This is a genomic window from Tessaracoccus yangjingae, from assembly GCF_054483935.1.
Map to the genome: position 1 here is coordinate 695,950 of NZ_CM137014.1, position 24,089 is coordinate 720,038.

At 66.6% G+C, this 24,089-nt stretch carries 33 protein-coding genes and 1 tRNA gene; 14 read left to right on the top strand and 20 right to left on the bottom strand.

From position 1 onward, the window contains the following. Positions 1–85 precede the first annotated feature (85 nt). From ACX1D3_RS03040 to ACX1D3_RS03070, 7 genes are all read right to left on the bottom strand, one after another. Positions 86–1,402: an ABC transporter substrate-binding protein gene (locus ACX1D3_RS03040; RefSeq protein WP_458995512.1), complete on the bottom strand. Its 1,317-nt coding sequence runs from the start codon at positions 1,400–1,402 to the stop codon at positions 86–88. Between the two features lie 55 nt (positions 1,403–1,457). Then, a complete protein-coding gene (locus ACX1D3_RS03045) occupies positions 1,458–2,327 on the bottom strand; it encodes a carbohydrate ABC transporter permease (RefSeq protein ID WP_458995513.1) in 870 nt (289 codons plus the stop codon). Next, complete coding sequence (locus tag ACX1D3_RS03050) at positions 2,320–3,129, bottom strand: carbohydrate ABC transporter permease (RefSeq protein WP_458995514.1); 810 nt, start codon at positions 3,127–3,129, stop codon at positions 2,320–2,322. The genes ACX1D3_RS03045 and ACX1D3_RS03050 overlap by 8 nt, the downstream gene beginning before the upstream one ends. Before the next feature lie 185 nt (positions 3,130–3,314). Beyond that, positions 3,315–4,202 (bottom strand): dihydrodipicolinate synthase family protein, encoded by an 888-nt coding sequence (locus ACX1D3_RS03055; RefSeq protein ID WP_458995515.1) that lies wholly within the window; start codon positions 4,200–4,202, stop codon positions 3,315–3,317. Next, positions 4,199–4,912, bottom strand: a complete 714-nt coding sequence (locus ACX1D3_RS03060; RefSeq protein ID WP_458995516.1) for a GntR family transcriptional regulator — start codon at positions 4,910–4,912, stop codon at positions 4,199–4,201. Before ACX1D3_RS03060 ends, ACX1D3_RS03055 begins: the two co-directional genes overlap by 4 nt. A 177-nt stretch (positions 4,913–5,089) precedes the next feature. Next, positions 5,090–5,665: a PIN domain-containing protein gene (locus tag ACX1D3_RS03065; RefSeq protein ID WP_458995517.1), complete on the bottom strand. Its 576-nt coding sequence runs from the start codon at positions 5,663–5,665 to the stop codon at positions 5,090–5,092. Next, entirely contained in the window at positions 5,662–6,042 is a 381-nt protein-coding gene (locus ACX1D3_RS03070; RefSeq protein ID WP_458995518.1) for a helix-turn-helix domain-containing protein, read from the bottom strand. Before ACX1D3_RS03070 ends, ACX1D3_RS03065 begins: the two co-directional genes overlap by 4 nt. Before the next feature lie 203 nt (positions 6,043–6,245). Between ACX1D3_RS03070 and ACX1D3_RS03075 the strand changes: the two genes are divergently transcribed. The 6 genes from ACX1D3_RS03075 (at position 6,246) to ACX1D3_RS03100 (ending at position 9,305) form a co-directional block, all read left to right on the top strand. Further along, positions 6,246–6,557: a type II toxin-antitoxin system ParD family antitoxin gene (locus ACX1D3_RS03075; RefSeq protein WP_458995519.1), complete on the top strand. Its 312-nt coding sequence runs from the start codon at positions 6,246–6,248 to the stop codon at positions 6,555–6,557. A gap of 195 nt (positions 6,558–6,752) precedes the next feature. Further along, complete coding sequence (locus ACX1D3_RS03080) at positions 6,753–6,986, top strand: YlcI/YnfO family protein (protein ID WP_458995520.1); 234 nt, start codon at positions 6,753–6,755, stop codon at positions 6,984–6,986. 21 nt (positions 6,987–7,007) lie between these two features. Further along, the gene (locus ACX1D3_RS03085; RefSeq protein WP_458995521.1) at positions 7,008–7,304 is read left to right on the top strand and encodes a type II toxin-antitoxin system PemK/MazF family toxin; all 297 of its coding nucleotides are present in this window, start codon (positions 7,008–7,010) and stop codon (positions 7,302–7,304) included. Between the two features lie 596 nt (positions 7,305–7,900). Beyond that, positions 7,901–8,242, top strand: coding sequence for a hypothetical protein (locus ACX1D3_RS03090; protein WP_458995522.1), 342 nt, complete (start codon positions 7,901–7,903; stop codon positions 8,240–8,242). A gap of 489 nt (positions 8,243–8,731) precedes the next feature. After that, complete coding sequence (locus ACX1D3_RS03095) at positions 8,732–8,971, top strand: ribbon-helix-helix domain-containing protein (RefSeq protein WP_458995523.1); 240 nt, start codon at positions 8,732–8,734, stop codon at positions 8,969–8,971. Continuing rightward, entirely contained in the window at positions 8,958–9,305 is a 348-nt protein-coding gene (locus ACX1D3_RS03100; RefSeq protein WP_458995524.1) for a type II toxin-antitoxin system PemK/MazF family toxin, read from the top strand. Before ACX1D3_RS03095 ends, ACX1D3_RS03100 begins: the two co-directional genes overlap by 14 nt. A gap of 82 nt (positions 9,306–9,387) precedes the next feature. Here ACX1D3_RS03100 and ACX1D3_RS03105 read toward each other — a convergent pair whose 3' ends face one another. The 4 genes from ACX1D3_RS03105 to ACX1D3_RS03120 form a co-directional block, all read right to left on the bottom strand. Beyond that, positions 9,388–9,780 carry a type II toxin-antitoxin system VapC family toxin gene (locus ACX1D3_RS03105; protein ID WP_458995525.1) on the bottom strand — a complete coding sequence of 131 codons (393 nt, stop codon included), beginning with the start codon at positions 9,778–9,780 and terminating at the stop codon, positions 9,388–9,390. Beyond that, on the bottom strand, positions 9,777–10,004 hold the full coding sequence (locus tag ACX1D3_RS03110) for a FitA-like ribbon-helix-helix domain-containing protein (RefSeq protein ID WP_458995526.1): 228 nt from the start codon (positions 10,002–10,004) through the stop codon (positions 9,777–9,779). Before ACX1D3_RS03110 ends, ACX1D3_RS03105 begins: the two co-directional genes overlap by 4 nt. A 204-nt stretch (positions 10,005–10,208) precedes the next feature. Next, positions 10,209–10,697 carry a hypothetical protein gene (locus ACX1D3_RS03115; RefSeq protein ID WP_458995527.1) on the bottom strand — a complete coding sequence of 163 codons (489 nt, stop codon included), beginning with the start codon at positions 10,695–10,697 and terminating at the stop codon, positions 10,209–10,211. 199 nt (positions 10,698–10,896) lie between these two features. Then, positions 10,897–11,124, bottom strand: a complete 228-nt coding sequence (locus tag ACX1D3_RS03120; RefSeq protein ID WP_458995528.1) for a hypothetical protein — start codon at positions 11,122–11,124, stop codon at positions 10,897–10,899. 348 nt (positions 11,125–11,472) lie between these two features. On the opposite strand from ACX1D3_RS03120, the gene ACX1D3_RS03125 reads away from it, so the two are divergent. Further along, positions 11,473–11,718, top strand: coding sequence for a hypothetical protein (locus ACX1D3_RS03125; protein WP_458995529.1), 246 nt, complete (start codon positions 11,473–11,475; stop codon positions 11,716–11,718). A 42-nt stretch (positions 11,719–11,760) separates the two neighbouring features. On the opposite strand, the gene ACX1D3_RS03130 is transcribed toward ACX1D3_RS03125, so the two are convergent. Both ACX1D3_RS03130 and ACX1D3_RS03135 read right to left on the bottom strand, forming a co-directional pair. Further along, entirely contained in the window at positions 11,761–12,108 is a 348-nt protein-coding gene (locus ACX1D3_RS03130) for a type II toxin-antitoxin system HicB family antitoxin (protein WP_458995530.1), read from the bottom strand. Continuing rightward, entirely contained in the window at positions 12,108–12,353 is a 246-nt protein-coding gene (locus ACX1D3_RS03135; protein ID WP_458995531.1) for a toxin HicA, read from the bottom strand. Before ACX1D3_RS03135 ends, ACX1D3_RS03130 begins: the two co-directional genes overlap by 1 nt. Before the next feature lie 345 nt (positions 12,354–12,698). Between ACX1D3_RS03135 and ACX1D3_RS03140 the strand changes: the two genes are divergently transcribed. Continuing rightward, positions 12,699–13,412, top strand: coding sequence for a hypothetical protein (locus ACX1D3_RS03140; RefSeq protein WP_458995532.1), 714 nt, complete (start codon positions 12,699–12,701; stop codon positions 13,410–13,412). A gap of 187 nt (positions 13,413–13,599) precedes the next feature. Here ACX1D3_RS03140 and ACX1D3_RS03145 read toward each other — a convergent pair whose 3' ends face one another. The 6 genes from ACX1D3_RS03145 to ACX1D3_RS03170 form a co-directional block, all read right to left on the bottom strand. Beyond that, positions 13,600–13,962, bottom strand: coding sequence for a hypothetical protein (locus ACX1D3_RS03145; protein WP_458995533.1), 363 nt, complete (start codon positions 13,960–13,962; stop codon positions 13,600–13,602). Positions 13,963–13,971: 9 nt separating this feature from the next. Continuing rightward, positions 13,972–15,273 (bottom strand): ISL3 family transposase, encoded by a 1,302-nt coding sequence (locus ACX1D3_RS03150; protein ID WP_458995534.1) that lies wholly within the window; start codon positions 15,271–15,273, stop codon positions 13,972–13,974. 405 nt (positions 15,274–15,678) lie between these two features. Then, positions 15,679–15,909 (bottom strand): helix-turn-helix domain-containing protein, encoded by a 231-nt coding sequence (locus tag ACX1D3_RS03155; protein ID WP_458995535.1) that lies wholly within the window; start codon positions 15,907–15,909, stop codon positions 15,679–15,681. Continuing rightward, positions 15,909–16,196 carry a hypothetical protein gene (locus ACX1D3_RS03160; protein ID WP_458995536.1) on the bottom strand — a complete coding sequence of 96 codons (288 nt, stop codon included), beginning with the start codon at positions 16,194–16,196 and terminating at the stop codon, positions 15,909–15,911. The genes ACX1D3_RS03155 and ACX1D3_RS03160 overlap by 1 nt, the downstream gene beginning before the upstream one ends. Positions 16,197–16,476: 280 nt before the next feature. Continuing rightward, positions 16,477–17,679: a tyrosine-type recombinase/integrase gene (locus ACX1D3_RS03165; protein ID WP_458995537.1), complete on the bottom strand. Its 1,203-nt coding sequence runs from the start codon at positions 17,677–17,679 to the stop codon at positions 16,477–16,479. Positions 17,680–17,826: 147 nt separating this feature from the next. Then, a tRNA-Ala gene (locus ACX1D3_RS03170) sits at positions 17,827–17,899 on the bottom strand. Between the two features lie 171 nt (positions 17,900–18,070). Between ACX1D3_RS03170 and ACX1D3_RS03175 the strand changes: the two genes are divergently transcribed. The 3 genes from ACX1D3_RS03175 (at position 18,071) to ACX1D3_RS03185 (ending at position 21,427) form a co-directional block, all read left to right on the top strand. Then, positions 18,071–19,378 carry an MFS transporter gene (locus ACX1D3_RS03175; protein WP_458996473.1) on the top strand — a complete coding sequence of 436 codons (1,308 nt, stop codon included), beginning with the start codon at positions 18,071–18,073 and terminating at the stop codon, positions 19,376–19,378. A 103-nt stretch (positions 19,379–19,481) separates the two neighbouring features. Continuing rightward, positions 19,482–20,456 carry a sugar-binding transcriptional regulator gene (locus tag ACX1D3_RS03180; RefSeq protein ID WP_458995538.1) on the top strand — a complete coding sequence of 325 codons (975 nt, stop codon included), beginning with the start codon at positions 19,482–19,484 and terminating at the stop codon, positions 20,454–20,456. A gap of 44 nt (positions 20,457–20,500) precedes the next feature. Beyond that, positions 20,501–21,427, top strand: a complete 927-nt coding sequence (locus tag ACX1D3_RS03185) for an enoyl-CoA hydratase/isomerase family protein (RefSeq protein WP_458995539.1) — start codon at positions 20,501–20,503, stop codon at positions 21,425–21,427. Positions 21,428–21,538: 111 nt separating this feature from the next. Here the strand turns inward: ACX1D3_RS03185 and ACX1D3_RS03190 are convergent, their stop codons facing one another. Next, positions 21,539–21,874: a hypothetical protein gene (locus ACX1D3_RS03190; RefSeq protein ID WP_458995540.1), complete on the bottom strand. Its 336-nt coding sequence runs from the start codon at positions 21,872–21,874 to the stop codon at positions 21,539–21,541. 153 nt (positions 21,875–22,027) lie between these two features. Between ACX1D3_RS03190 and trxB the strand changes: the two genes are divergently transcribed. The 3 genes from trxB (at position 22,028) to ACX1D3_RS03205 (ending at position 23,915) form a co-directional block, all read left to right on the top strand. After that, the gene (gene trxB / locus ACX1D3_RS03195; protein ID WP_458995541.1) at positions 22,028–22,963 is read left to right on the top strand and encodes a thioredoxin-disulfide reductase; all 936 of its coding nucleotides are present in this window, start codon (positions 22,028–22,030) and stop codon (positions 22,961–22,963) included. A 68-nt stretch (positions 22,964–23,031) separates the two neighbouring features. Continuing rightward, on the top strand, positions 23,032–23,349 hold the full coding sequence (gene trxA / locus ACX1D3_RS03200) for a thioredoxin (RefSeq protein WP_458995542.1): 318 nt from the start codon (positions 23,032–23,034) through the stop codon (positions 23,347–23,349). Then, positions 23,349–23,915 (top strand): hypothetical protein, encoded by a 567-nt coding sequence (locus tag ACX1D3_RS03205; protein WP_458995543.1) that lies wholly within the window; start codon positions 23,349–23,351, stop codon positions 23,913–23,915. Before trxA ends, ACX1D3_RS03205 begins: the two co-directional genes overlap by 1 nt. The last annotated feature ends 174 nt before the right edge of the window (positions 23,916–24,089 follow it).

The following is a 24,089-nucleotide window of genomic DNA, read 5'->3' on the forward strand; positions in this document are numbered from 1 at the left end:
CTGCTCTCTCTGATGCAAGGGGTAGGAGGCGGGGCGGGTGCCGGCGGTCGGATGCACCCGCCCCGCTGGTGCTGGCTGTCTCGGGTCAGCTTCCGTTGAATCCGTCGGCGACCCTCTGCAGGGTTTCGGCGGCGTCAGCGTCTTGGAAGACCACCTGCTGGGCGCCGGTGACTAGGCTGTCGGAGAGTTCCGAGAACTTCTCGGAGACGGGGTTGGGGCGGCCGTACTCGGCGATGTAGTCGAGCCAGGCGTTGAGTTCCTCGGCGTTGGGCAGGGCCTTGACGCCTTCGGACTGGTACACGTCGGCCAGGACGGGCAGCACGCCGGCGGCGGCGAACTTCTCCTGTGATTCTGCGGATGCGTAGTACTGGATGAAGTCCCAGGCTGCTGCCGCGTCGGCGGCGTTGGCGCCGATGGCCAGGGTCTGGCCGGCGATGGGGGTTTCGAGCGGGGTGCCGGCGGTGTCCGAGGGCATGGGGACGGTCTGCAGGTTCTCTCCGATGCCTTCGCCGGTGCGGGCGGCCGCGACGCGGAACGAGCCCTCGATGGCCATGGCGATGGTGCCGGCCTTGACGCCGTTGATGACCTCGTCGGCGCCCATGCTGAGTACCTCCTCACCGAAGGCGCCCTGGTTCTTCCAGTCCACGAACTGCTGCAGGGCGGCCTCACCGGCTTCGTCGGCGAAGGCGGCCTTGCCGTCTTCGAGGACCTCGCCGCCGTTGCCCCAGGTCAACGGGATGAACTTCTCCATGAAACTGGCGCCGAGGCCGGCGTTGGAGAGCCCGACACCCAGCCCGGTCACGCCTGTCTGCTGCAGGGCGGCCGCGACCTCGCCGATCTCGTCGAGGGTGGTCGGGACTTCGAGGCCGGCCTCTTGGAGGAGATCGGCTCGGTACCACAGCAGCCAGGCGCGGATCTCCCACGGCAGGGCCATGATCTCGTCATCGAACGTGGCGCCGTCGATCGGGAAGAGGTAGCCGTCGCCAAGCTCATCCAGTAGCGGCTGCGCGTATTCGGTCATGGGCTGGACGGTGCCGGCGTTGACGTGCATCGGGAGCTGGTTGGAGTAGATGTTGATGATGTCGGGGCCGCCGCCGGTGGGAGTGGCCTTGATCACCTCGGCGTCGATCTTCGCGAAGTTGATCGAGCGGACCGTGACGGTGATGCCGTCGCTTTGAGCGTTGTAGGACTCGACGACGTCGTTGAGTGCCTTGCCTCGGGGGTCGTCGGCGCTGGCCGGGTCGAGGAATGTCCACATTTCGAGGTCCACGGGACCGGCGGCGCCGGACTGGCTCGCACCTGGCTGGGTGGAGTCGGGCGTGGCGTCGGAGCCGCACGCGGTGAGCGCGAGAGCCGAGGCGACCAGGGCGACCGCGGCTGTGCGGAAGATGCCTTGTGTCATGTCAGGGCCTTTCTGGGGGTGGGGGGGTGGTGGTGGAGGGGCTTGGGGTGTGGGATCAACCCTTGGTGGCGCCAGCGGACAGGCCGGCGACGATGCGGCGTTCCATGAGGATGAACACGATGATGATCGGGATCACGGACACGGTGACCGCTGCGGTGAGCTGGCCCCAGACGATGCCGTACTGGGACAGGTAGTTGTAGAGCCCGACGGCGACCAGTCGCTTGTCGTCGGTGGAGATCATCGTGGAGGCGATGAGGAAGTCGTTCCACACGTAGATGAAGGAAATGACGGCAGAGGCCGCCACGCCTGGGACGGCGAGGGGGAAGATCAGCTGCATCATCACCCGGAGGCTGGAGGCGCCGTCGACGCGGCCGGCTTCCTCGATGGAGTCGGGGATGGATTCGAAGAAGCCCTTGAGCATCCAGATGACCGTCGGGATCTGCCAGGCGGTGTAGATGACCACCATGACGCCGTAGGTGTCATAGAGGCCGAGCCTCACGGCCAGGAAGTACAGCGGGACCAGGATGGCGATGCCGGGGATCATGCTGGTCATGAGGATGAGGAACAGGCTGGTGGTCTTGCCGCGGAACTTGAACCGGGCCGCGGCGTAGGCCCCGAAGATGGCGATGATGATCGTCGCGAGCACCGTGATCCCTGCGACCAGCAGCGTGTTGCCGAGGTAGAGCGGGATCTTCGATTCGAACAGCACCAGGCGGTAGTTCTCAAGGGTGATGGTCGAGGGGATCCAGCCGCGGTCGCTCAGCGTTGCGCTCTCCGACTTGAAGGAGGTGCTCAGCCCCCACAGCAGCGGCAGGACCGCGAAGGTGGAGGCTGCCACAAGCGCGACGTAGACCAGCGGGTGTGTGCGTCGGAACCCGCGGCGGCGGGCCGTGGCGCGTGGCCGGGTTGTGGTGTGTTCAGACATTGCGCTCGCTCCTGATGAGGCGGATGTAGGCGGCGCCGAAGATGATGTTGAAGACAAACAGCACGACGCTGTAGGCGGCACCCAAGCCCAGGTTGAAGAACTCGAAGCTCTGCTGGAACGCGGCCAGCGACAGCACCTTCGTACCGTTCAGGGGGCCACCGCCGGTCAGGGTGTAGACCAGCGTGACCATGTTGAAGTAGAGCAGCGTGAGCTGGATCACCACCACGAACAGGGTGGGTTTCATCAACGGAAGGGTGACCTTCATGAAGCGCTGGAACGGGCCGGCGCCGTCGACCTCGGCCGCCTCGCGGAGCTCCTCGGGGATGGTCTGCAGCGAGGCCAGGCAGAGGATGGTGGCCAACGGGTAGCTGATCCACACGTTGACGACGATCAGTAGCAGCATCGCCAGGGTTGGGTTGGCGAGGAAATCGAGGCGCCCGATGCCAGGGATGCTGCCCAGGCCGAGCGGTCCGTAGTCGGGGTTGACCAGCCACTTCCACAGCAGCGCGGCAACCGTCTGTGAAATCACCCATGGCATGAGGATCAGCACCCGGAACACGCGGCGGAACTTCACGGGCTGGTTGAGCAGGCTTGCGAGTGCGAGGCTGAGCGGGACTGCGATCACCAGGGAGCCGATGACGTAGATCAGGGAGCGGCCGACCTCTCCGAGGCCCTCGGGCGAGGTGAATATGCCGACAAAGTGGCTGAGCCCGATGAACTCGCCGATCTCCATGTAGTTGGTCTCGTGGACGCTGAGGTTCAGCGCGTAGGCAATGGGGAAGATCGACACGACCGCGACCACGAGGATCGAGGGAAGGATGAGGCCCCAGGCCAGGCCGACGGGGGACGGTCGCCTACGCCGGTGGCCGGGTGACGGCGTGTCGGTTCGTCGGGGGTGGGTGGCGTGGCCGGATGCGGGGTGGGCGCAACGGCTGCGGGGCCGGGATGGACTGCGGTGGCCATCGGATGTGAGCTCCTTTGCCCGCGTCAGGCGACGCGGCTGGGGTCCTGTGGCGGGGAGATCGCGCTGGCGATCCGCGCGATGAAGGCATCGTCCGGGGCGGGGATCGCCATCCGGCAGTACGCCGAGTCGATGACCCCCTGCTGAACCAGCGCCACCTTCAATGCCGCGATGCTGGGCCCGAGGATCGGCACGAGGCGGGCAACGTCCGCCGCGGCTGCTCGTTCCGCCTCGGCGTCGCCAGCGGCAATCGCGGCCGCCTGGGCGACGAAAGGCCCGGGGATCGCGGACGAGACCCCTGAGACGATCCCGTCGCCTCCAGCAGCCAACACCTGCGGAAGCAGGCCGTCATTGCCGGACAGCACCGTGCGCTTGGACCCCAAGGCTGCGACAAGGTCGCGGAGATAGTCCGTCCCCGCGATCGAGATCTTCGCTCCGGCCAGATCGAACTCCTCGATCAGCGCGGCCGCCTGCGCCGGAGCCATCTGCACGCCGGTGCGATCGGGAAACAGGTACAGGAAGATGCGAGCCTCGGCGGACAACGCCTGCGCTGCGGTGATCTGGCGGCGGACACCGTCGAGGTCCGCGGCCAGATAGAAGGGTGTCAGCACCGACAACTGCTGAACCCCCAGCTCAAGAGCGTCTGCCGTGAGCAGAGCCACCTCGTGCGGCGACGCAGCGCCCACGTGGGCCACGATCCGCTCCGGCGCGCAGACCTCAAGGGCTGTCTCAAGGAGCAGCCTCCGCTCCGGAACCGACAACGCCGGGAACTCGCCCGTGGTGCCGTTGACGAACAACGCGTCGACGCCACCGTCGATGGCATGGGCGAAGATCCGGCGGGAGGACTCCAGGTCAAGGGCGCCTGTGTCGGTGAACGCCGTGACAGCGGCGGTGATGACAAGGGGATGGGTCATGAGAGATCTCCGTTATCAAGTTCGTCGAGCAGCGCCATGCGGGCGAAGGCGCTGACCAGGCGGGAGCGTGAGCCGATGAGGTGCTCGCGAAGGCTGAGGGTGGCGCTCTCGACATCCCCGTCGACCATCTGGCGATGGATCTCGGCGTGCGAGTCGTACGAGGGGCCCAGATCCACGTCCTCGGCAGTGGTCAGCTCGAGCATCACCGCGAACGTGGGCTCGTACTGGCGCCAGATCTTGTGCAAACGGGTGTTGCCGGCGATCTCGTAGAAACTTCCGTGGAAGGCCATATCGGCGTGCGCGAAGCGGAGATGATCGCCCGCCTTGGCTGCAGCCATCATCTCCGACAGCGGACCCTCCGTGCGCTTCCAAGCAGTGGCGGGAGCCACAGATCCGACGCGCAGAGCCATCACCTCGATGGCCTCCCGCACCGTGTAGAGCTCGTCGATGTCCCGGACGCTCAGACCCCGGGCGTAAACCCCGCGACGGCGGCTCTCGACCAGACCCTCAGCCTGCAACTGGACCAGCGCGTCGCGGATCGGGCCGCGGCTCACATTGAAGGACTCCGACAGTTGGGACTCGACGAGATGGGTCCCTGACTCGATCTTCCCCGTGATGATCAACACCCGGAGCTGCTGCAAGACCTGCTCCCCCAACACCTGCTGGCGCGGCGACAACACGCTGCCAGTCAGGCCATCCAGCTCAGCCATGAGCACTCCTCCTAGTTCGCTAACCGTCTACGGTGAACGGTTAACCGTAAACAAATACTGTCATGGCCTGGTCCTGACTGTCAAGGTTCTGCTCCGAGAAGAGCCTGGGGGAGTCCTCACCCGCCGACGATGCCCAAGCCGACCATGCGTCGGCTCCGAGAGCTGCGTGAGCGACGCCTACGCCAGAATGTCGCGAGCGCTGAGGATCTGGGGTCCCAGCCCCCATGCCCGCCACGTGCCGTCTTCAAGTCGCAGCATTGTGAGGAAGACCATGGGCGTGACGAACGAGGCGAACGCTTGAACCGCGGTGGGGGCATCCAGGATCTCTTGGCGGTGCTCGGCGAGTAGCAGCGCCAGGAACCTGTCAGGGTGCTGAACGTACACCCCGTGGGGCTCGACACTGGCCGGGGGGAAGTCCTTCAGGTTGAACGTCAGCAGGACGTCTGCGCCCCCTGCGATGGCCGCGGCCAGCACATGGCGGTCCTTAGGGTCGCACGTGAGCCGGGGAAGTATGTCATCGTAACCGTCCACGGATGCTTCCTCGTCAAAGGCATCCCGCATCGCGGCCACACGCTGTTTCGCCCGATCGGGGGTCATCAGCTTGAGCTTCGGCAGGTTCCGTTCGACCTCATCCAGGATCTCGTCGGACCACAGAGGAGTCAGCAGCCCAGCCTCAGCCAGGGAGAACAGGCACGAAGTCAACCGAATGGGCACCAAGGTGCACGCATCCAGCAGCACGACGGGGCCACTCATCGAGTGCGGATGACCTCGTCAGGAGTGCCGAGATCGGCATCCTGCGCCAGCCTCCCCAAGGCAGCCCGACGCTTCGACGTACGCTCCCGCAGGTACCGATCGACCTCCGATGCTCGAACCTTGCGATGCGTGCCGGCCCCAGCTGCCTCGATAGTCCCTTGATCGATGAGTCGGACGACCGTCATCCGGCTCACGCCCAGGTGATCCGCGACGGCCTGGGTGCTGAGCAAATCGTCAGATGGAAGAACGACCGCCCCCGGGGACGTCTCCAGCACCTCCAGGAGACGCAAGAATGGCTCACGCGCAGACATGTCCTCGACCGCTTCCAAGGCGGCATGCAACTGACGTGCCTGATCCGCAGCCAACATTCCAGTCATGCACCCAGGCTACCGAAACGCCCAAAACGCACAAGGTTGCCGATGCGAGGCCACGGTCACCCGGGTGTGAGCCCTCGGTGATCACGGCGCAGTCCTCGCTTTGGCACTCGCTCATCAGCGGTGTGCGACATGCACCCCAGCGGCGCAGAATCCCTAGTGCCTTCAAGTAGGACTGAGTCCTACCCTGGGCGGAGGAGGTCGACATGAGAACTACGAAGCAGATGAGTGTGACGTTGCCCCACGAGATGGCCGACATGGTCCGCGCCAAGGTGGTCTCCGGCGAGTACGCCTCCGAGAGCGAGGTCATCCGCGAAGGCCTACGGGCCTTGGCGGCACGCGACCGAGCGGTCGACGCCTGGCTTCTGGAGCAGGTTGCTACAGCCTATGACAGGATGCTGACAGACCCGGACGGTGCGCTGTCCGTAGGCGAGGTCCGTGCGCGGCTCGTGTCTCCACGCGGAGGGTCAGCCGATCCTGCTCGGCACCGCATCGGTGGCCCAAGCTCGCGGGCATGACCGGCACCGCGAAGACGGAGGTAGTTCTGCAGCGTGACGGTGGCCAGCGTCTGGTACTCGTCCTCTGCTCCGCTCGACCCGCGACGTACCCATACCGGAAGCCTGCCAGCTACCCCCTGACAGGGAAGTGGCACACACCCTGCACCCAATGGGAGTGCATCCCAATTTGGGACCCGTACTGGTATGATCGGTGACATGACCGTGCAGATCGCGATCCGACTCCCCGACGACATGGTGGCCTTCCTAGACAAGTCCGTGGCCGCCGGCAACGCTCCCAGCCGAGCCGCACTGGTGGCACGTGCCGTCGAGCGCGAGATGCGCCGTCAGGTCGCCGAGCACGACGCCACCATCCTGCGCGAACAGGGCACTGCTGACGAGCTCGACGAGCTGGTCAACTGGTCCGTCGCACACACCAACGTCGAGGACTGACCAGTGCGCGAGATCTGCCTGGTGCGGCTCGACAAGACACGACCAGCAGTCGTTCTGACTCGCGACGCCGCGCGTGCTGCCATGACGAAAGTCACCATCGCGCCGATCACCTCCACGATCAAGGACCTGTCCAGCGAGGTCCCGGTCGGCCCTGCCAACGGCCTCGACCACGACGGCGTGATCTCCCTCGACAACGTCGTCACCGTTCCGAGCAAGCTGCTCGGCCGGACCGTCGGGTTTCTAACCTACGCACAAGAGGCCGAGCTCGCCCGGGCGGTCGTCCTGGCCTACGACCTCGACATCCCGCTGCTCGATTGACGAACCCGAAGAGGTCGCACCGATCACCGAGTGCGGCAGATCCCGATGTTCGGGGCGTCGTCCGACGTGAGCCTGCCTGATGGTTTGGCTCGTCGGCGTGAACCGGCACCCGTGGGAGAGTTGTGCTCGACACAAAGCACAAGCACCGCTGACCCGGGGGGGCACCGTTGAGACTGCAGCTGCCGCACGTCCGGCCGTCTGGGGGTTCCTGTCGTGATCGGTTCGATGGTGACCCTCCGGCGCTGAGCGCCTTCGCGCCGTCTGGTCGATGGCTGGTGAAGCCGGTGGCCTTGGTGGGTGCGCTGAGTGTGCTGGTGCTGACCGCCTGCACAGTGGACGAGCCCCGGGGTCCGAGGGTGAGGGTCACGTCCTCGGCCTCAGGGGCAGCGAGTTCACCGCAGTCGGCTACCCCGGCCGAGACAAGCCCCGAGGACACCGCCATCGTTGTTGTCCCGGTGGAGCCATCTGAGTCATCCGCCGTGACCGCTGAGCCCGGTTGGTCCGAGCGTGTTCCGAACGCGGCGCTGGCTGCGGAGATGGTATGCGAGCCGATCAGCCGCGCGACGCGTCTGAGCCATGAATCACGGTGGGGGCCTGTGGACTGGGAGGAGGCGGTGCAGATCGCGGTGGGTCAAGGCCTGACCGCGGGAATCAACTGGTGGGTCGTCGTGGCCACCACCGACGGCGCCACGGGCCGCGCCCGGCTCACCAACGCCGACAGCCTCGACAACCCTGCGGACGCGGAATGGCTGATCGCATCCGACTCGCAGGCCTCCTACACCGGCGAAAGCACGGCCTCGAATGAGGTCTACTACTGGAAGTACTTCCCCCACGTGAAATGGGATTCTGCCGGCCACGAGCGCCTGTACGCCGCCGTCGCGAAGGGCTTCGAGTGTCTCGACCTCGAGTACCCGGAGCCCGACCCGTCGAACGGCTGACCACCGAGCAGAGCGACCATCCGCGTCCACACTCAGCGACTACCAAGAGGAGCTATCCGGAGGATCATGCCAGTCCTTCGAGCTCGGACGCTGACGTCACGACCCTCGCACACCGCAGCATGAGGATGCGAGCGGAACGCGGCTTCCTGACGCCTGAGTAGCTTCTTCGAGCGACGGAGAGAGCGCCGGGTGCGGGCACGGAGGCTGCGCGAGTTGGGCGACTGTCCCGAGTGTCGGCATCCGTGGCCTGAGCACTCTGGCACCGGCAATGAGATGGCTGGCATGTGTGGCGAGTGCGCCTACGAGTTTGAGCACGAGCAGCGGGAGTCTTCAGGGCCCGGATGCCGCCTTCCCTGCCCACCTGTGGGTTGATTCACCCGTCGCGGCAGTTGAGGGCGGTCGTGCTCGGGGACACCGAAGCCCGAGGCTACGAACACGCGGCAGACATCTGAGCTACCGTGGTAGGAAGTCCGGTAGTAAGCTGGTCGCATGAGTCGGATGAAGTTGAGCGTGAGCCTCTCCGAGAGCGATGTCGCAGCCTTGGACAAGTACGCCCACGCTGCTGGCCTGAAGTCCCGCTCCGCGGCCATCCAGCAGGCGATCAGGCTACTTGGCGACGCAGAACTCCAGACCGCCTACGAAGCAGCCTGGCAGGAGTGGGAGGACTCGGGTAACGCCGACGCTTGGGACTCCGCCGCTGCCGATGGGCTGGCTGATGCTCCGCGGTGAGATCCGGCTGGTCGATCTGGAACCTTCCCGCGCAGGAGAGGCGGACAAGCGTAGGCCGGCAGTCATCGTGAGCAACGACAACGCAAACGCCATCGCAGCCAGGCTGGGTCGTGGCGTCGTCACCGTGGTACCCGTCACCAGCAGCATCGCGAGGGTCTTCCCTTTCCAGGTCCTCCTCTCCGCTCATGAAACAGGCATCCATGTGGATTCGAAAGCCCAAGCTGAACAAGTTCGTTCGGTTTCGGTGGCACGACTCGGTCCCGTCATTGGCCGCATTCCCACCCACCTGATGTCCCAACTCGACGACGCCCTGCGCCTGCACCTCCAACTCTGACCACACGCCCGCAGCGGCATTTAGGGCGGTCGTGCTGGGGTGACCACCAAGCCGACAGGCTCCCCTCGCACACCGCGGCAGATCAGTGTGTTCGGTGGAGCAGGTGCACCTCGGCGTTGTGGCCGCCGCTGTCGAGCTTCGCGTCACAGGTGTACAGCGGTGCATCCAGCGCCTCGGCCAGAGCGAGGTACGCGGCGTCGTGGCTCGTGTACTGATGACGCAACTGCCAGATCCGATCAGCCAATGGCGAGACCTCGTAGCGATTGACGGCGAACGCGAAGTGGTCACGACGAACCTCCTCCGCGACAGCGGGATCTAGTTTGCCGCCCAGAAGCAAGCCCCGCAGCACGGACAACACCTCGACGTCAAGCAGGTGCGGCGCGTGCACGTCGCCGGTCAGAGCATCCAGCAGCTCGTCGGCGACCTCGCTGCCGATCAGCGCCTCGACCATCGCGGAGGCGTCCAGCACGATCACCGACGGCCCGCCCGCACCGCTGCGACGATGTCGTCGGAACTGGGCCCGCTGGAACGGTCCCGCGCCCTGAGCCGAGCAACGATCTGCTCGTTGGTGGGCCGTGTGGCGATCTTGGCCAACTCGGCGGCTAGGTAGGCCGACAACGACATGCCTTGCGCCGCCGCCCGTTCCTTCAAGATAGCGGCGACATCGTCGGAGACGTCACGGATGTACAGGGTCGTCATGACACAATGCTAGCATTCTGCAAGCAGGGCGATCAACCCGACCCACTGTCTCAACGCGGCAGATCAGTGCGTTCGCCTGAGCAACTCTGCACTGGCATGGCGGCCGCCGTTATCGCGCTCGGCGCGCAGCTGGTGGCGGCGGCAGGACGCCTTCGGGGAGGGTCAAGCGGGCGGCGTCGCAGTGTGAAGTGGTGACCCAGGAGGTCAGTGATCGCCTGGAGCTGAACCGCCGCGGGTCAGTAGCCCGATGACTGACACAGCGATCAGAAAGGAGCCCACCAGAGCAACGAAATCGAGAGTTCCGCCCCAGACCAACGACAGGAACTGCAACGGCTGCGAAAGTGTAGGGGCCGTGGTGAAGACGAACCAGTTCGGGACGGCGGTCCCGATCACAGCGAAGAACCCCAACAGACCACCCAGAACAAGGCCACGACGATGCGTACTGGCCACTGGTCCTGGCCAGAACCCCAGGGCGCCGGCGCTGAACACCGCCGCACCCGCGAGCAAGATCCAGAAGACGGCGTGCAGGACGGCGTCCGTCAAAGCCCAGCCGGGTCCACCCTGAAGCAGAGTCCTGGCCACCCATGTGGCGATCGCCGCAACGCCACAAGAGGCGGCCACTACGCCCAAGATGCGCCGAGTAACCACCGTCTTGGCTTGCTCGGCAACTATCGACTTCGACCGCGACTCCATGACAGAACCCTAGAGGCTTTGGGGGTCAGGCCCTCCGGTGAACATGCAGTGCTGGAGGAGCTGACCCTGATCAAAGGATCAAGAGACGTGCGGATCATGGAGGCCGCGCCGTCGCCACCGGCGACCACCTCAGCGCGGCATGAGCAGATGTCGGCTCTGCTGTGGGGGCGAACGGTAGGGTCCGCCGTGCACCACCTCGTCAGCGCAGTAGTAGCTCGCCAAACCAGAGAGTCACCGCAGTGAGAGCAAAGAAGAGCTCATCCCAAAGCGTGACCCGGTTAGCAACCCACCTCAATCTGACCAGCACCCATTTCAGGAGTAGATACAACAATCCGCCGATCATGGCACCCACGACTTGTGCCACCGCCCAGTACATCTCAACATCAGCGAAGAAGACCGTGCCAACGATTCCGACGATCGACGCCAATCCCACGACCGTAAAGGTAACTAACGCCAATGTAGCCCCCACGGGGTCCGCTGAGGGGTCCCGCACCAGATCGCGCACGTCCCGAAACGACGGCGCTGGTGCGCCTAACCACCGACGGACTCACCCAAGAAGCAGCCGCCGCGAGAGGAAGACCACGCCCACCCACCTGCTCTCACGAGACCCTCGCCCGCAAACGAGCTGCTATAGCAGCGGCCCCAAGAACAACTAGTGTCCCACGAGGCCGAGCGTCCACAGGTGAGGTTCACGACCAGTACCGGGTGCGGCAGATCCGAGTGGCTGGGGAGCAAGCAGGTAGCCGTCGGACTTCGCGTCCGGCAGGCTGTGTCCATGCTCGTGAGCTCCGTTGATCCCCGGGACCAGACATGGGAGGTGACCCATCCCCGCTATCGCCTCTACTTCCACGATGCCAACGGTGCGGCAGAGGAACTCGAGATCACTGGAGCCGACGACTCCGAGATTCTCGAGTGGGCAGAGACCGAGCGACGCGGCAGAACCTACGTGCTCTACGTCTGCGCCCCGCCCAACGGTCTGGGCCTGGTCCGACTCCAAGGCAGCGATCCCAACGAGGAATAGAAAGCCCCTGGTCGCGGCAATTGCGGATGTTTCAGAGGTCGCTCAGGAGGCCTCTGAGAGGCGTTGCACGACGTACTGGTTGAGGCTGAGATGCTCTTCGGCAGCTTGGATCGCGAGGCGGCGGTGCAGGCTTTCACCGACACGGAGGTTGAACTTGCCCGAGTAGCTCCGCTCCGACAGCGGTTCGGGGACGGCCTCACCCTCCGCCGCCAAATCGGCCACGGTGTCTGCGACCAAGTCAACCAGCCCCTGCAGGGCCGCTGGCTGGGAGTCGGCGAGCCACGACAGCGAGGGGAACTCGGCGCAGGTGGCGACGAACTCGTCGTCTTCGACCGACCACGTCACCCGGTAGGTATAACGGGACACGTCGGCCGTCTCGGTGAGGGACATCACTTCGCCTCCTTCTTGTCGATCGCGGCCAGCACCTGCCGCACCTGGTACGGCTTGGCCTGGCCGTTGCTGTTCTGGATATTCACCCGGGGATCACCGGGCCAAGGGGTCTTGAACACTGCATGTGATCCGCCGGTTCTGCGGGGCGAACCGAAGTAGTGCTCGCAGACCTTGTGGAGGTCGTCGAAGCGCACGTTCTGTGGATTCTTCCGCATCGCTGCCACGAGCTTGTCTACGGTCGCCACAGAGATATGGTACCGCGGGCAGTACCACCGTCAAGCCCTATGGCGGTCGATCTTCGCCATCCAGATCACACCAGGAGCGCCAGAAGCGGAGTTGCCGGTAAGGCAGGGAGTGCAGTCTGTTGGTGCCAGCCAGCGTGTGTTCCCGAGGTAACGATGCCGACATTCCACGAAGGCTCTCCTCTACGAGGACCGTCCATCCAGTGAGTGCCAAGGCGTGGTCTGGGCTGGTCCCGACTCTGCCTGTCCGCGGCCGAGCCCTGTGTGGCGGCAGTGGAGCCATCCCAGCACGGCGTAGGGTAACCCCCGTCGAGCCGGTTCGTGTGTCCCTTAGCCGCAAGGGAAAAGGTGGGCGAGAAGGCAGTGGTTGAAGGACAAGGTGGTCCCCTTATGTCAGACCCTAGGTCCGCAATCGCGAGCATCGAGGATTGGTGCCGGCCCAGGGCTCCGGAGGAGTGGCAGGACCTCTGGGGAAGGCTGGGCAATGGTCACGGCATTGACCCGTATCGCGAGTACTGGGTCATCTATCGTGGGTGGGGGCCTGAAGGTGTCGATCTGCGTTTCTCCGCTCACGCGGTAGATGTTCGTGAAGACTGGACGGCGTTCAGGGCCCTGTACGACTTGGCCTGCACCTCGGACGAGCGGCTGACCGCTCTGCGTGAGGCAGGTTATGGCTTCCAGATCGTGACGTCGACGGAAAACACCCCTGAAGAGGTCGCGGAGTACAGGCAATGGTTCTCGGAGATCGACCTTGGCGACTCGGAGGCTCAGGCCGAGTACTTGTATCACACGGTTCTGCTCGAAGTTGTTGACATAGACGCTGTTGAGGTGACTGAGGCAGATCTGGTTGAGTTCAGCGGAGAGTTCCCATCCATCAAGGACTGGCGTCGAGCAACACAGTCGCTGTGGATGGTTGACTTCTCAGCGTATCCACGCCCGCTCAAACGGCGAGGTGTCATGGCGGTGAGCTTGGCCATCAACTATGAGCAGCACAACATCCTGCAGCGTGTGCACCGTCATCACAACGCGCACATCCGCGGAACTCACCGGAACGATGGTTGAGCACCTCGTCAGCAAACATGTCCGCTGGAGGACGGGCCTACCTGCCCACGCCCCGCCTAATGCTGTCCCATGAAGTGCAACCTCGCGGATCAGCGCGTTCAGGCATAGCGTCCGGCACGGCGCAGTCGCCGCGGCACGGCAATTGAGCGGATGGGCCGCAGTGCTCGCGACTGTGCTATCCAGCGCCTCACCCTATGGGGCCGAAAACGACGGCACCAAAGATGGCGAGCGGCGCGATCCACAGGGTGAGCGCGAATAGACCGAACGTTATCCACTGGGCGACCAAGGCCAGGCCGCGAATCGTCGCAGGACCCTTCGAGCCGGCGCGCTTGTGGAGTCTCCAGCCGAACCAGCCAGAGAGAGCCAAGGACAACGGCGTAGCGATTGTGAGCCACACGAACGCCCAATCGACGGTCATCGAGCTGGGATCAGAACTTCCGGTCAACCAGAGCCATGCCAGCGCCGCGATCAGGCAGACTTGGGCAGAGGCCACTGTCAGCCTCAGCTGCGTCGACCCCGGCTGCCTGCCCGGCACGTGCGTTGCAGCCATAGTGGCTCTTCACAGAAGGCGGTGGATTTGGGGTCTGAACCCGCCTGCGTCGAGTAGGCAGCGGGCGATGTAGTTGACGATGCTTCTGAAGCCTCTGGCGGTGCCTCGGAGGTGTTCGAGGAGGCCGTTGATCGCTTCGGTGGGGCCGTTGGATGTGCGGGGGTGGTCGAAGAACGCGAGGATGTCGTCGCGGCGTCGATGAAGGGTTTGGCCCAGGACGCGGAGTTCGTCGAGGCCGGCGGGGACTCCTGTCTTGATGGTGTCGATGAGTCGGGTCATGATCTTCTTCCCCTCGGAGGGGTCGTCGGCTTGGTAGGCGTCGATCACGTCCTGGTAGACGCTCCAGGTGGTCTCGAACGCGACGTGACGCTGGTCGGCGAGCACTTTGGCGAGCCGGCGCTGTTGCTTCTCGGTGAGCAGCCCAGCGCGGGTCCGGGCGACCCGACGGATCCCGTAGAGCGGGTCCCCGGAGCGGCCCCGATGCCCGAGGGTCTCTTGCTGGACGCGTTGCCGGCAGCGGTCGAGCTTGTCCCCGACCAGGGCCACGACATGAAAGGGGTCCATCACGGTGGTGACGGTGTCGATCGCTTCGACGGCGGCGGATTTGTAGCCGGTGAAGCCGTCCATCGCGACGATCTCGACCGTGTCCCTGAAGGCCTCAGTTTGGGCTTCGAGCCAGGATTTGAAGGCCTGTTTCGATCTGCCCTCGACCACCGCCAACAACCTCGACGGGCCGCTTCTGGTCCTGGTCGGAGTGAGATCGATGATCACGGTGACGTACTTGTCGCCGTGGCGGGTATGTCGCCAGACGTGCTCATCGACCCCGACCGTGGTGACCCCGTCGAGGCGCTGCGGATGGTCGATGAGCAGGTCGGCGCCGGCGGCGAGGATCGCGTCGCAGGCGGTGTTCCAGGCGACGCCGAGGTTGGCCGCGACCCGTGCGATCGACATTCGGTCGATCACGATGGACTTGACGGCCTGCATGATCGCGTCACGCGACAGTTTCCCCTTCGACGGAGCCGCGGCCCGGATGTCATGGCGCCACACCCTTCGGCACGGGACACAGCGATATCGAGGCACGATCACCTCGAGGATCGTGGGTTTCCAGCCGTAGGGCACATGCGCCAGACGACGCAGCACCGCGTCGTGCCGCACCCCTGGCCCGGCGCACCCCGGACACGGCGACGGCGGTGTGGTGGGGCGGCAGCGCAGCACTGTGTGGTCGGGTTCGACGCGCTGGGCGGTCACGGTCAGCCCGAGACGATCGAGCCGGAAGAACGTATCGAGGCAGGGTGGGGTAGCGTTTCGCACAAGGGCCCTTGGGTTTCAGATGAGGCGTAGACACCTTCATCCTGCCAACCCGAGGGCCCCCTCCTCGACCCAGGGCACCCGGGACGGGATCCTTGACCCGGGTCAGCCGCCGCTCAAACGCGGCCCATCAATCCACTGCCTTCTGTGAAGAGCCGCCATAGTGCTCTTCATTGCCACATGATCTCAGACGTCCGGACATGTCCACTCGCTCATCGGCATGAGAGTGAAGGTTGGAGAGTGAAACGCGAGCACCCCACTCACATTCCTCGCGGATGGCAAACTTCGAGAGCGACGTCGTGGGTAGGCAGAACCCGCCGCCCACGACGGTCGCGATCGATACAGCAACCGCGTCCTGGCTGTGGGCGTGCGGGCCAGGTCTGCTCCGTGGCTTCCCGGCCTACCGCGTCACCCAAGCAGCGTCTTGAGGCCGCCGGCGCTCGCAGTCACGAGATCGTCGAGTTCATCCAGGTCGACCATCACGCGTCGTCCCACGCGGTACCGGATCAAGGAGCCGTCGCTGAAACGCCGCGTCAGGGTCTTGGGGTGGACACGGATGTACTCGGCGGCTTCCTTGAGAGAGGCCCAGCGTCGGGTCCTCACCTCCGGGGTGGGTGTCGAACTGTTGTGGCTCCTCATCATGGCTCCTCTCGATGGTTCTTCTTCAGCTTCGCGACTTCACGCGGTTCGAGTCCGCACAGTGCGGCAGCCTCTGCCGTGGTGACCGTCAGTTCCTCGAGTTCACACAACGCAGCGGCGATTCGGTGTTCGGTCAGGCCGGTGACGCGCTCGCGCTCCAGCAGCGCTGTGGTTGCCTCGAGCACGAGGTCCCGGATCCTGGCTTCGCGCGCCACGTGCTCCTCGCGGCGCTTCTGGAACTGCTCGGCTGCGCGTCGTCTCGCGGCCTGCCGCAGGGTCTGGGACATCGGTGCCTCCTAGGGATGTGACTCAGGTGAGTGACGGTTGGTCTGGATTGCTCGACGCGCACCTGGCCGAGGAAGTCGAAGACCGCGCCGAGAACGCGCCGCCCGAGGTCCGCCTTCGTCGCGCTGCCATGTGCCTTCCGTTCGCCTTCCCGCGTGTCGCATAGCACTAGGAACCCCATCCAGACACCCCCAGCGCGAAACCGTGTCCCACGACCAGCCCAGCAGGCCTCTCCCCGCCGAGGCGGTCGCGCTCGACCATGCGGCCACGCCCGCCCGGGTCTCAGGCCACCACCACCGTCAGGCCCCTGAGGGCTTCATCCTGCTTGGGGCCCACACTCTCGACCCGGCGTGGGAAGACGCGGCTGTAGACCTCAAGCGCCATCCGCGAATCGCTCCACCCCAGCAGAAGCATGACTTCCGCGATCGTGTACCCCTCGCTGAAGAGCCAGGCGGCGTACGAAGCACGCAGATCGTGCAGCGTGATGTGGTCCTCCTTCGGTACCGGAAGCCCCTTCCGCCACAATCGGCGCCGCTCCGCCTCCGGGGTCCGCAACCCCATGTTGGCCAGCGCCCGGTTGTGCCGGCGATCGGCCTCGGCCGGCCCCATCGGTTTGCCATCCGCGACGGTGAACACCAGCTGCTCCGGCGACCGTGGGTGCAACGCCAGGTGATCCCGCAGGATCGTCACCAAGGTCGTCGACATGGGCAGCGAGCGGATGCCGGCCGCGGTCTTGGGAGCCTTCACCCCCACGCGGTAGGCGTTGCCGTCCTTGCCATGCTCGATCGCCTGGCGCACGAAGATCCGCCGCCCCTCGAGGTCGAGGTCCATCCGGCGCAGACCCCGGACCTCACCCGATCTCAGCCCGCCCAACGCAACCGTGGCCAACATCGCCACATGCTGAGGCTCGGCGGCCTGCAGATAGCGGCGCACATCGTCCAGGTCGAACACGTGCCGCTGCTCCATCGCCTTCGTCTTCCGCGGGATGCCAACCCCGGCGGCTGGGTTCTTGTCGATCCATCCCCAATGCGTAGCCTTGGCCAGCAGCTCGCTGAACAAGGCCACCGACGACCGGTCGCGGCGCCGCTCAGCACCCAACGGACCCTGACGCCACTGCCACACGTCGTCGTGGGTGATGGCCTTCACGTCACGATCGGTCCCCCAGTGGGGGACGATGCGCAGCCGCCAATCCTGCTCATACGCGGTGAGGGTGGACAGCGCCAACGGCCGCGGGCGCTGAGCCAGGAACCGGTCGTAAGTCTCCTGGAGGGTACGCACCTTCGGCCGTCGGGCCTCAACCTCTTCGGGCGAGAGCCACTCCCCTCGCTCAATGGCGCGCTCCTGGACTCCCAGCCAGTGCTCCGCATCGCTCTTGTGAGTGAACGTCGTCGGCGCAACCACCCTCCTGCCCGGATCGTCCGGATGCGTGAAGCTCGCCTGATACCGCTTGCTCGGCAGGCGTCGGATGTATCCAAACCGTCTCATGAGAGTAGGAACCCCGACAGACCGCCGCTGGCGCGTGCGATGAACGTGCGATCTGAAAGCTCTGTTTTGTCCCTCTGGGGGCACTCGGGTCCATGGTGAAACATACAAACTCCCTAGTCAAGGGCGTTTGACCAGGGAGTTCTGCTGTGGAGCATAGGGGACTCGAACCCCTAACTTCCACCTTGCAAAGGTGGCACTCTACCAATTGAGTTAATGCCCCGAATCGACGGCAAGTATAGGGCAGGGCGCGCCGGAGCCACCAACGGACGGCGGGTGGGCTGTCCAGTGTCGGTTCTTGCCGCGTCTGCCCGGGCAGAACCGACACTGGAGTTCGTCGTGGCGCTGAGCGGGCCCACCGGCGCCCCCGTGTCCTAATCTCGGGCGCGTGAGCATGTCCGACGCCCTCTACTCCAAGCTCGTCCGCCGCGACCCCGCCGCTGAGGCGGCCCTCCCGGGGGCGGGTGGCGGCAACGTCGCGCGCAATGGCCTGCGGCTGGTCACGTCGGGGGCGCTCCAGTCCTCGGGCGACCAGACGGTCAACGCCTCCACCGTCCTGCCCTGGCTGCTGCACGCGATGGGCGCGCCCGCGGCGCTGATCGGCCTGCTGGTCCCCATCCGGGAGTCCGGCTCGATGCTCCCCCAGGCGTTCCTCACGCCGATCGTCGTGAAGTTCCGCCGTCGCACGCCGGTTCTGGTGGTCGGCAGCCTGATCCAGGCGGCCGCCGTCGCGGTGATGGCCGTGACGGCCGCCGTCGGATCCGGCGTGGTCGGCGGTGTGGCGATCGTCGCGGCCCTGGCGGTGTTCTCCGCCGGGCGCTGCCTCACCTCCATCGCCTCCAAGGACGTGCAGGGCCGCGTCGTGCCGAAGGGCGAGCGCGGGCAGATCAACGGCCTCAGCACGACGGCGGCGGGCCTCGTCGCCATCACACTGGGCCTCGGCATCCGGCTGCTCGGCGGCGAGGATCTCTCCCCCGGCCAGATCGCGTGGCTGCTGGCGGGCGGGGCCGCGTTATGGGTGGCCACCGCCGTCGTGCAGGCGGGTATCCGCGAGCCCGAGGAGGACGTGAAGGACGACGACGCCGACGGATCCGCGCGCGGCGTGCTGCGCCTCCTCCGCGACGACAAGGAGTTCCGCAGCTTCGTCACCACCCGCAGCTTCCTGCTCGTCTCCGCCTTGAGCCCGCCGTTCGTCGTGACGCTGGCCGCCACCTCGGGGGCAACCGGGCTCTCGGGCCTGGGCGGGTTCGTCATCGCCTCCGGCGTGGCCTCGCTTATCGGCGGACGCATCTTCGGCCGATGGGCGGACCGGTCCAGCCGTCGGCTCATGGCCTTCGGCGGCGCCGCGGCCTCCACCGTCGTCCTGGTCCTCGTGGCCCTCGTCTCCGTGCCCGGCTTCGACGGCTCCACGACGGCGGGCGCGGTCACGCTGATCGGCGGCTACTTCCTGCTCACCCTGCTGCACACCGGGGTCCGCGTCGGCCGCAAGACCTACGTCATCGACATGGCCGACGGCGACCTCCGCACGGTCTACGTGGCGGTGTCGAACACGGCGATGGGCATCTTCCTGCTCATCGTGGGAGGAATCAGCTCGCTGCTGGCCCTGGCCGGCGTGGCGTGGGCTCTGCTGTTCCTCGCCGGCCTCGGCATCCTGGGCGCGGTGTGGGGGTGGCGCCTGCCTGAGGTGTCGCGGGGCCGGTAAGTCTGCACGTCCATGTCACCCCACCTGCACGTTCGTGCATGTCCTGGCCTAGACTGTCCTGACAGGCGGTAACGACACGACGAGGTGTCCCCAAGGAGGACGAGTGGTCACCAAGACGAGCGATTCGCTGCTCACCGTAGCCCGGATGTACTACGTCCAATCCGAGACCATGGACGCCATCGCGCACCACATGGGGGTCTCGCGCTCGACGGTGTCGCGGCTGCTGAAGGAGGCCCGCGACCGCGGCCTGGTGCGCGTGAGCATCGTGGACCCGGACCGCCCGCTCAACCGGATGGCCGAGCTGTTCGAGAAGTACTTCAACGTCCAGGCCCACCTCGTGCACGTCCGCCCCGGCGCGAGCAGCATCTTCCGGCTGGACCAGGTGGCCCGCATGGCTGCCGGCATCCTCGGCAACGCCGTCCACGACGGCGACGTGGTGGGCATCGCCTGGGGCACCACCGTCTCGGCCATCGCCACCCACCTCCGCCCGAGGGACCTCAGCGGCGTGACGGTCATCGGCCTCAACGGCGGAGCCAACCACCAGACCACCGGCCTGCCGTACGTGGGCAGCATCCTGCACAAGTTCGCCCAGGCGTTCGGCGGTCAGGAGCAGCTCCTGGCCTTGCCCGCCTTCTTCGACGACCCGGCCACCAAGGAGGCCATGTGGCGCGAGCAGAGCACCCGCCACATCCTGGCCGTGCGGGCGAACTGCCGCGTCGCCCTGTTCGGGGTGGGCGGGCTGCACTCGGAGCTGCAGAGCCACGTCTACTCGTCGAACTACCTGAGCGAGGCGGACCTCAAGCAGCTCCGCGACTCCAAGGTGGTGGGCGACGTGTGCACGGTCATGCTGCGCGAGGACGGCAGCTACCGCGACCTCGAGATCAACAAGCGCGCCACCGGCATGACCCCCGCGGAGCTGCAGGGCGTGCCGCGGCGGATCTGCGTGGTGAGCGGGCTGTCCAAGACGGCCTCGGTGCTGGGCGCGCTGCGCGCCGGGGTGGCCACGGATCTGGTGATCGACGCCGAGACCGCCCGCGCCGTCCTCAACCGGATGAAACCCGGGATGCGCCTCCAGTAGCCCGCGGCTGACACCCTCCCCGGGGTTCACTTAGGCTTGCCCCCATGTCTGAATTCATCGTCACCGAGGTGCAGGACGGGATCGCCCGCATCACGCTGGACCGCCCGCGCGCGATCAACGCCCTCACCGAGGACATGTTCACCGCGATGTACGAGGCGCTGACCGCCTGGCACGACGACGACGCGGTGACCGCCGTCGAGCTCGCCGGCAACGGCGACCGCGGGTTCTGCGCCGGGGCCGACGTGCGCGCCCTGGCCCAGGTGGTGCGCGACGGCGGCCCGTTCCTGCGCTACCTGGAGACCGAGTATGCGCTCGACATCATGTTCGCCAACTACCCCAAGCCGGTCACCTCCCTCCTCCGCGGCATCGCGATGGGCGGCGGGCTCGGCATCGGCGGGCACGTGGACCGCCGCATCGTCTACGCCGACACGGTCATGGCCATGCCGGAGACCAAGATCGGCTTCTTCCCCGACGCGGGCGTCATGTACGAACTCTCCCGGGCGGGCGCGGTGGGCAAGCACGTGGCCCTCACGGCGGCCACCTTCACCGGCGGCGACGCCCTCCTCATGGGGCTCGCCGACGAGTCGGCCGACGGCGACCTCCCGGCCCCGCTGTTCGAGGAGTCCGCGGCCTGGATCCACGAGTGCTACGCCTCGGACGACGTGCTGGAGATCGTCGCCGCGCTCGAGAACCATCCGGCCGAGGATGCCCGGGCCGCGGCCCGCGAGCTGCGGGCCCGGAGCCCGTTCGGCGTCCACGTTGCGATGCGCGCGCTCGTGAGGGCCCGCCGCCTGCACCTCGCGGAGGTGCTCGCCCAGGACCTGCGGCTGGCCGAGACGGTCATCCCGTCGGGTGACTTCGTCGAGGGCGTGCGCGCCCTGCTGATCGACAAGGACAACACCCCCGTGTGGCGGCACGCCTCGCTCGAGGACGTGCCCGCCGACGAGGTGGACCGGGTCTTCGCGTACTGACCGCTCTGGTGTCAGAGCCCGGTGTCGGTCCACCGGGCGCCAGGGGCATCGAAGCGGCGGGGGCACTCCGCGCCGCTCAGGGTCACCAGCTGTCGGAACCCGCGCGCCGGCTCAGCCGGGCCGCTTGAACGCCATCGCGACGTTGACCAGCACGATGCCCACCCACACCATGAGCATCGCCGCGAAGCCGAACTGGCCCGTGATCGCGGTCAGCGGGATGGCCAGCACCAGCGACACGATGGCCAGCGCTAGCCGGCTCCCCTGCCCCTGCTTGTCCGCCACCCCGCGCTCCTTCGAGGCGGCGAGCTCCGCCTCGTAGCGGCGCCGCACCGTCGCCTCGACCTTCGCGGCCAGCGAGTCCACCAGCGCCGGCTCGATCTCCGCGCCCATCTCCCGCCGCACCTCGAGCGCGGCGTGGAGCTCCTCGCGGGACAACTCCTCACTCATGAGGCGAAGGCTACTCCGCGACACCCCGCCGCGACACCGTATCCCCCCGGGGGTATAGTTGAGGGCCCGTAGCCCCGCCACGCAGGCGACTCATGGGCATCGACGGGAACGCATTACCATGGGGGCGGCTCACCGCCCCCGCGAAGGAGAACCATGCCCACCGTGCACGACGTCATCATCATCGGCTCCGGCCCCGCCGGCTACACCGCGGCCATCTACGCCGCGCGCGCGAACCTCAAGCCGGTGGTGTTCGAGGGCTCCTTCGAAGGCGGCGGCGCGCTGATGAACACCACCGAGGTGGAGAACTACCCCGGCTTTGCCGAGGGCATCATGGGCCCGGACCTCATGGACCAGATGCGTAGGCAGGCCGAGCGCTTCGGCGCGACCCTCATCACCGACGACGCCACCGCCGTCGACCTCACCGGCGCGATCAAGGTGGTCAAGGACTCCGACGACGTGGAGTACCACGCCAAGTCCGTCATCCTCGCCATGGGGTCGGGCTACCGCAAGCTGGGCCTGCCGGACGAGGAGCGCCTCTCCGGCCGCGGCGTGTCCTGGTGCGCCACCTGCGACGGCGCCTTCTTCCGCGACAAGCCCATCGCCGTGATCGGCGGCGGTGACTCCGCCGTCGAGGAGGCCACGTTCCTCAGCCGGTTCGGCTCCAAGGTGGTCATCGTGCACCGTCGCGACGAGCTGCGCGCCTCCAAGATCATGGTGGACCGCGCCATGCGTGACCCGAAGATCGAGTTCGCCTGGAACTCGGTGGTGGAGACCATCAACGGCGCGAAGTCCGTCGAGTCCATCACGCTCAAGGACACCCACACCGGCGAGCTGCGCGACCTCGACGTGCAGGGCGTGTTCATCGCCATCGGCCACGACCCCCGCTCGGCCCTCGTCAAGGACCAGGTGCACACCGACGCCGAGGGCTACGTGCTGGTCGAGGGCCGCTCCACCGCCACCAACCTGCCGGGGGTGTTCGCCTGCGGTGACCTCGTCGATCACACCTACCGCCAGGCCATCACGGCCGCCGGCACCGGGTGCTCCGCGGCGCTGGACGCCGAGAAGTACCTGCAGGCGCTCGAGGACTGAAAACACGGGCCACCCACGCACGAACGCATAAACTGACGTGACCGAGCTTTCAACCGAGAGGCAGCACCATGGCAGTCATGGACGTGACCGAGAAGACCTTCGTCGACGAGGTCCTGATGGCCGATGGGCTCGTAGTGGTCGACTACTGGGCGGACTGGTGCGCGCCGTGCAAGCAGATGTCGCCGATCATCGACGAGCTCTCGTCGGAATTTGGCGCGGTGAAGTTCGTGAAGGTGGACACCAATACCAACCCCAACCTCGCCGCGGAGCAGGGGGTGCTGAGCCTGCCCACGCTCCAGTTCTTCCAGGGCGGACGCGTGGCGAAGTCCCTGTCGGGCGGCAAGACCAAGGGCGCCCTGAAGAAGGCCATCAACGAGCTGCTCTGATGAGCACGCCTTCGCCGGAGGACCCCGGCACCTGGACGGCGGTTCCCGCCGGGCAGGCCGATGCCCAGCCGTCGGCCCCGGCCTGGTCACGCTTCCTGGGCCCCGCCGTCGCGGCCGCCCTGGTGGTGACCGGCGGGCTGATCGGCGCCGGGCTGGGCGGACTCGGCGGAGGGTCGGAGCCGGAGCCCGAGCCCTCCCCCACGCTGTCCATGGATCCTCCGGTGCAGGTGGGCGAGTTCGTGCGCGGCGAGGTGACCGAGAGCACCGGGCCTGCCCCCGAGAACCAGCGGATCGTGCGGGCGGACTACTCCGACGGCGCTGACAAGGTGATCTTCGTGATGACGTGGCCGGAGGAGGACCTCCCCACCTTCGTCGCCGACGCCGGTGTGCAGAGTGCCGCCGACGCGGCGGCAGGGACCCTCTGCGGCACCTCCGTCGACACCACGTTCCCCGCGTGCGGCCGGATCAAGGAGGAGACGGGCCTCCTCCTGCTGGCCGTGACCGAACAGACCGAGTCCTCGGTCCTCGAGCTCCTCGGCAGCTTCGACGCCGCCGTCACCCCCTGAGGGCAACCACTGGTCCATCACCTGCCCGCGGCATCGCATCGGGCGATAGTGGCGCCCCTCCATCTGGATATGGACCGTGGGCGGCCGTGCGGTCCTTGCGGCACGGGATAGGGTGAGCGGAGCAACTCCCACGCGCGGGCGCGCCGTCGACGGCGATGCGCCCCGGACGGCAAG

Bases quoted from the DNA above. Each gene is read 5' to 3' on its own strand.
- ACX1D3_RS03040 (WP_458995512.1), bottom strand. From the start codon at position 1,402: ATGACACAAGGCATCTTCCGCACAGCCGCGGTCGCCCTGGTCGCCTCG.
- ACX1D3_RS03045 (WP_458995513.1), bottom strand. From the start codon at position 2,327: ATGTCTGAACACACCACAACCCGGCCACGCGCCACGGCCCGCCGCCGC.
- ACX1D3_RS03055 (WP_458995515.1), bottom strand. From the start codon at position 4,202: ATGACCCATCCCCTTGTCATCACCGCCGCTGTCACGGCGTTCACCGAC.
- ACX1D3_RS03060 (WP_458995516.1), bottom strand. From the start codon at position 4,912: ATGGCTGAGCTGGATGGCCTGACTGGCAGCGTGTTGTCGCCGCGCCAG.
- ACX1D3_RS03065 (WP_458995517.1), bottom strand. From the start codon at position 5,665: ATGAGTGGCCCCGTCGTGCTGCTGGATGCGTGCACCTTGGTGCCCATT.
- ACX1D3_RS03070 (WP_458995518.1), bottom strand. From the start codon at position 6,042: ATGACTGGAATGTTGGCTGCGGATCAGGCACGTCAGTTGCATGCCGCC.
- ACX1D3_RS03075 (WP_458995519.1), top strand. From the start codon at position 6,246: ATGAGAACTACGAAGCAGATGAGTGTGACGTTGCCCCACGAGATGGCC.
- ACX1D3_RS03080 (WP_458995520.1), top strand. From the start codon at position 6,753: ATGACCGTGCAGATCGCGATCCGACTCCCCGACGACATGGTGGCCTTC.
- ACX1D3_RS03095 (WP_458995523.1), top strand. From the start codon at position 8,732: ATGAGTCGGATGAAGTTGAGCGTGAGCCTCTCCGAGAGCGATGTCGCA.
- ACX1D3_RS03100 (WP_458995524.1), top strand. From the start codon at position 8,958: ATGCTCCGCGGTGAGATCCGGCTGGTCGATCTGGAACCTTCCCGCGCA.
- ACX1D3_RS03110 (WP_458995526.1), bottom strand. From the start codon at position 10,004: ATGACGACCCTGTACATCCGTGACGTCTCCGACGATGTCGCCGCTATC.
- ACX1D3_RS03115 (WP_458995527.1), bottom strand. From the start codon at position 10,697: ATGGAGTCGCGGTCGAAGTCGATAGTTGCCGAGCAAGCCAAGACGGTG.
- ACX1D3_RS03125 (WP_458995529.1), top strand. From the start codon at position 11,473: ATGCTCGTGAGCTCCGTTGATCCCCGGGACCAGACATGGGAGGTGACC.
- ACX1D3_RS03130 (WP_458995530.1), bottom strand. From the start codon at position 12,108: ATGTCCCTCACCGAGACGGCCGACGTGTCCCGTTATACCTACCGGGTG.
- ACX1D3_RS03145 (WP_458995533.1), bottom strand. From the start codon at position 13,962: ATGGCTGCAACGCACGTGCCGGGCAGGCAGCCGGGGTCGACGCAGCTG.
- ACX1D3_RS03155 (WP_458995535.1), bottom strand. From the start codon at position 15,909: ATGAGGAGCCACAACAGTTCGACACCCACCCCGGAGGTGAGGACCCGA.
- ACX1D3_RS03160 (WP_458995536.1), bottom strand. From the start codon at position 16,196: ATGTCCCAGACCCTGCGGCAGGCCGCGAGACGACGCGCAGCCGAGCAG.
- ACX1D3_RS03165 (WP_458995537.1), bottom strand. From the start codon at position 17,679: ATGAGACGGTTTGGATACATCCGACGCCTGCCGAGCAAGCGGTATCAG.
- ACX1D3_RS03175 (WP_458996473.1), top strand. From the start codon at position 18,071: ATGTCCGACGCCCTCTACTCCAAGCTCGTCCGCCGCGACCCCGCCGCT.
- ACX1D3_RS03185 (WP_458995539.1), top strand. From the start codon at position 20,501: ATGTCTGAATTCATCGTCACCGAGGTGCAGGACGGGATCGCCCGCATC.
- ACX1D3_RS03190 (WP_458995540.1), bottom strand. From the start codon at position 21,874: ATGAGTGAGGAGTTGTCCCGCGAGGAGCTCCACGCCGCGCTCGAGGTG.
- trxB (WP_458995541.1), top strand. From the start codon at position 22,028: ATGCCCACCGTGCACGACGTCATCATCATCGGCTCCGGCCCCGCCGGC.
- trxA (WP_458995542.1), top strand. From the start codon at position 23,032: ATGGCAGTCATGGACGTGACCGAGAAGACCTTCGTCGACGAGGTCCTG.
- ACX1D3_RS03205 (WP_458995543.1), top strand. From the start codon at position 23,349: ATGAGCACGCCTTCGCCGGAGGACCCCGGCACCTGGACGGCGGTTCCC.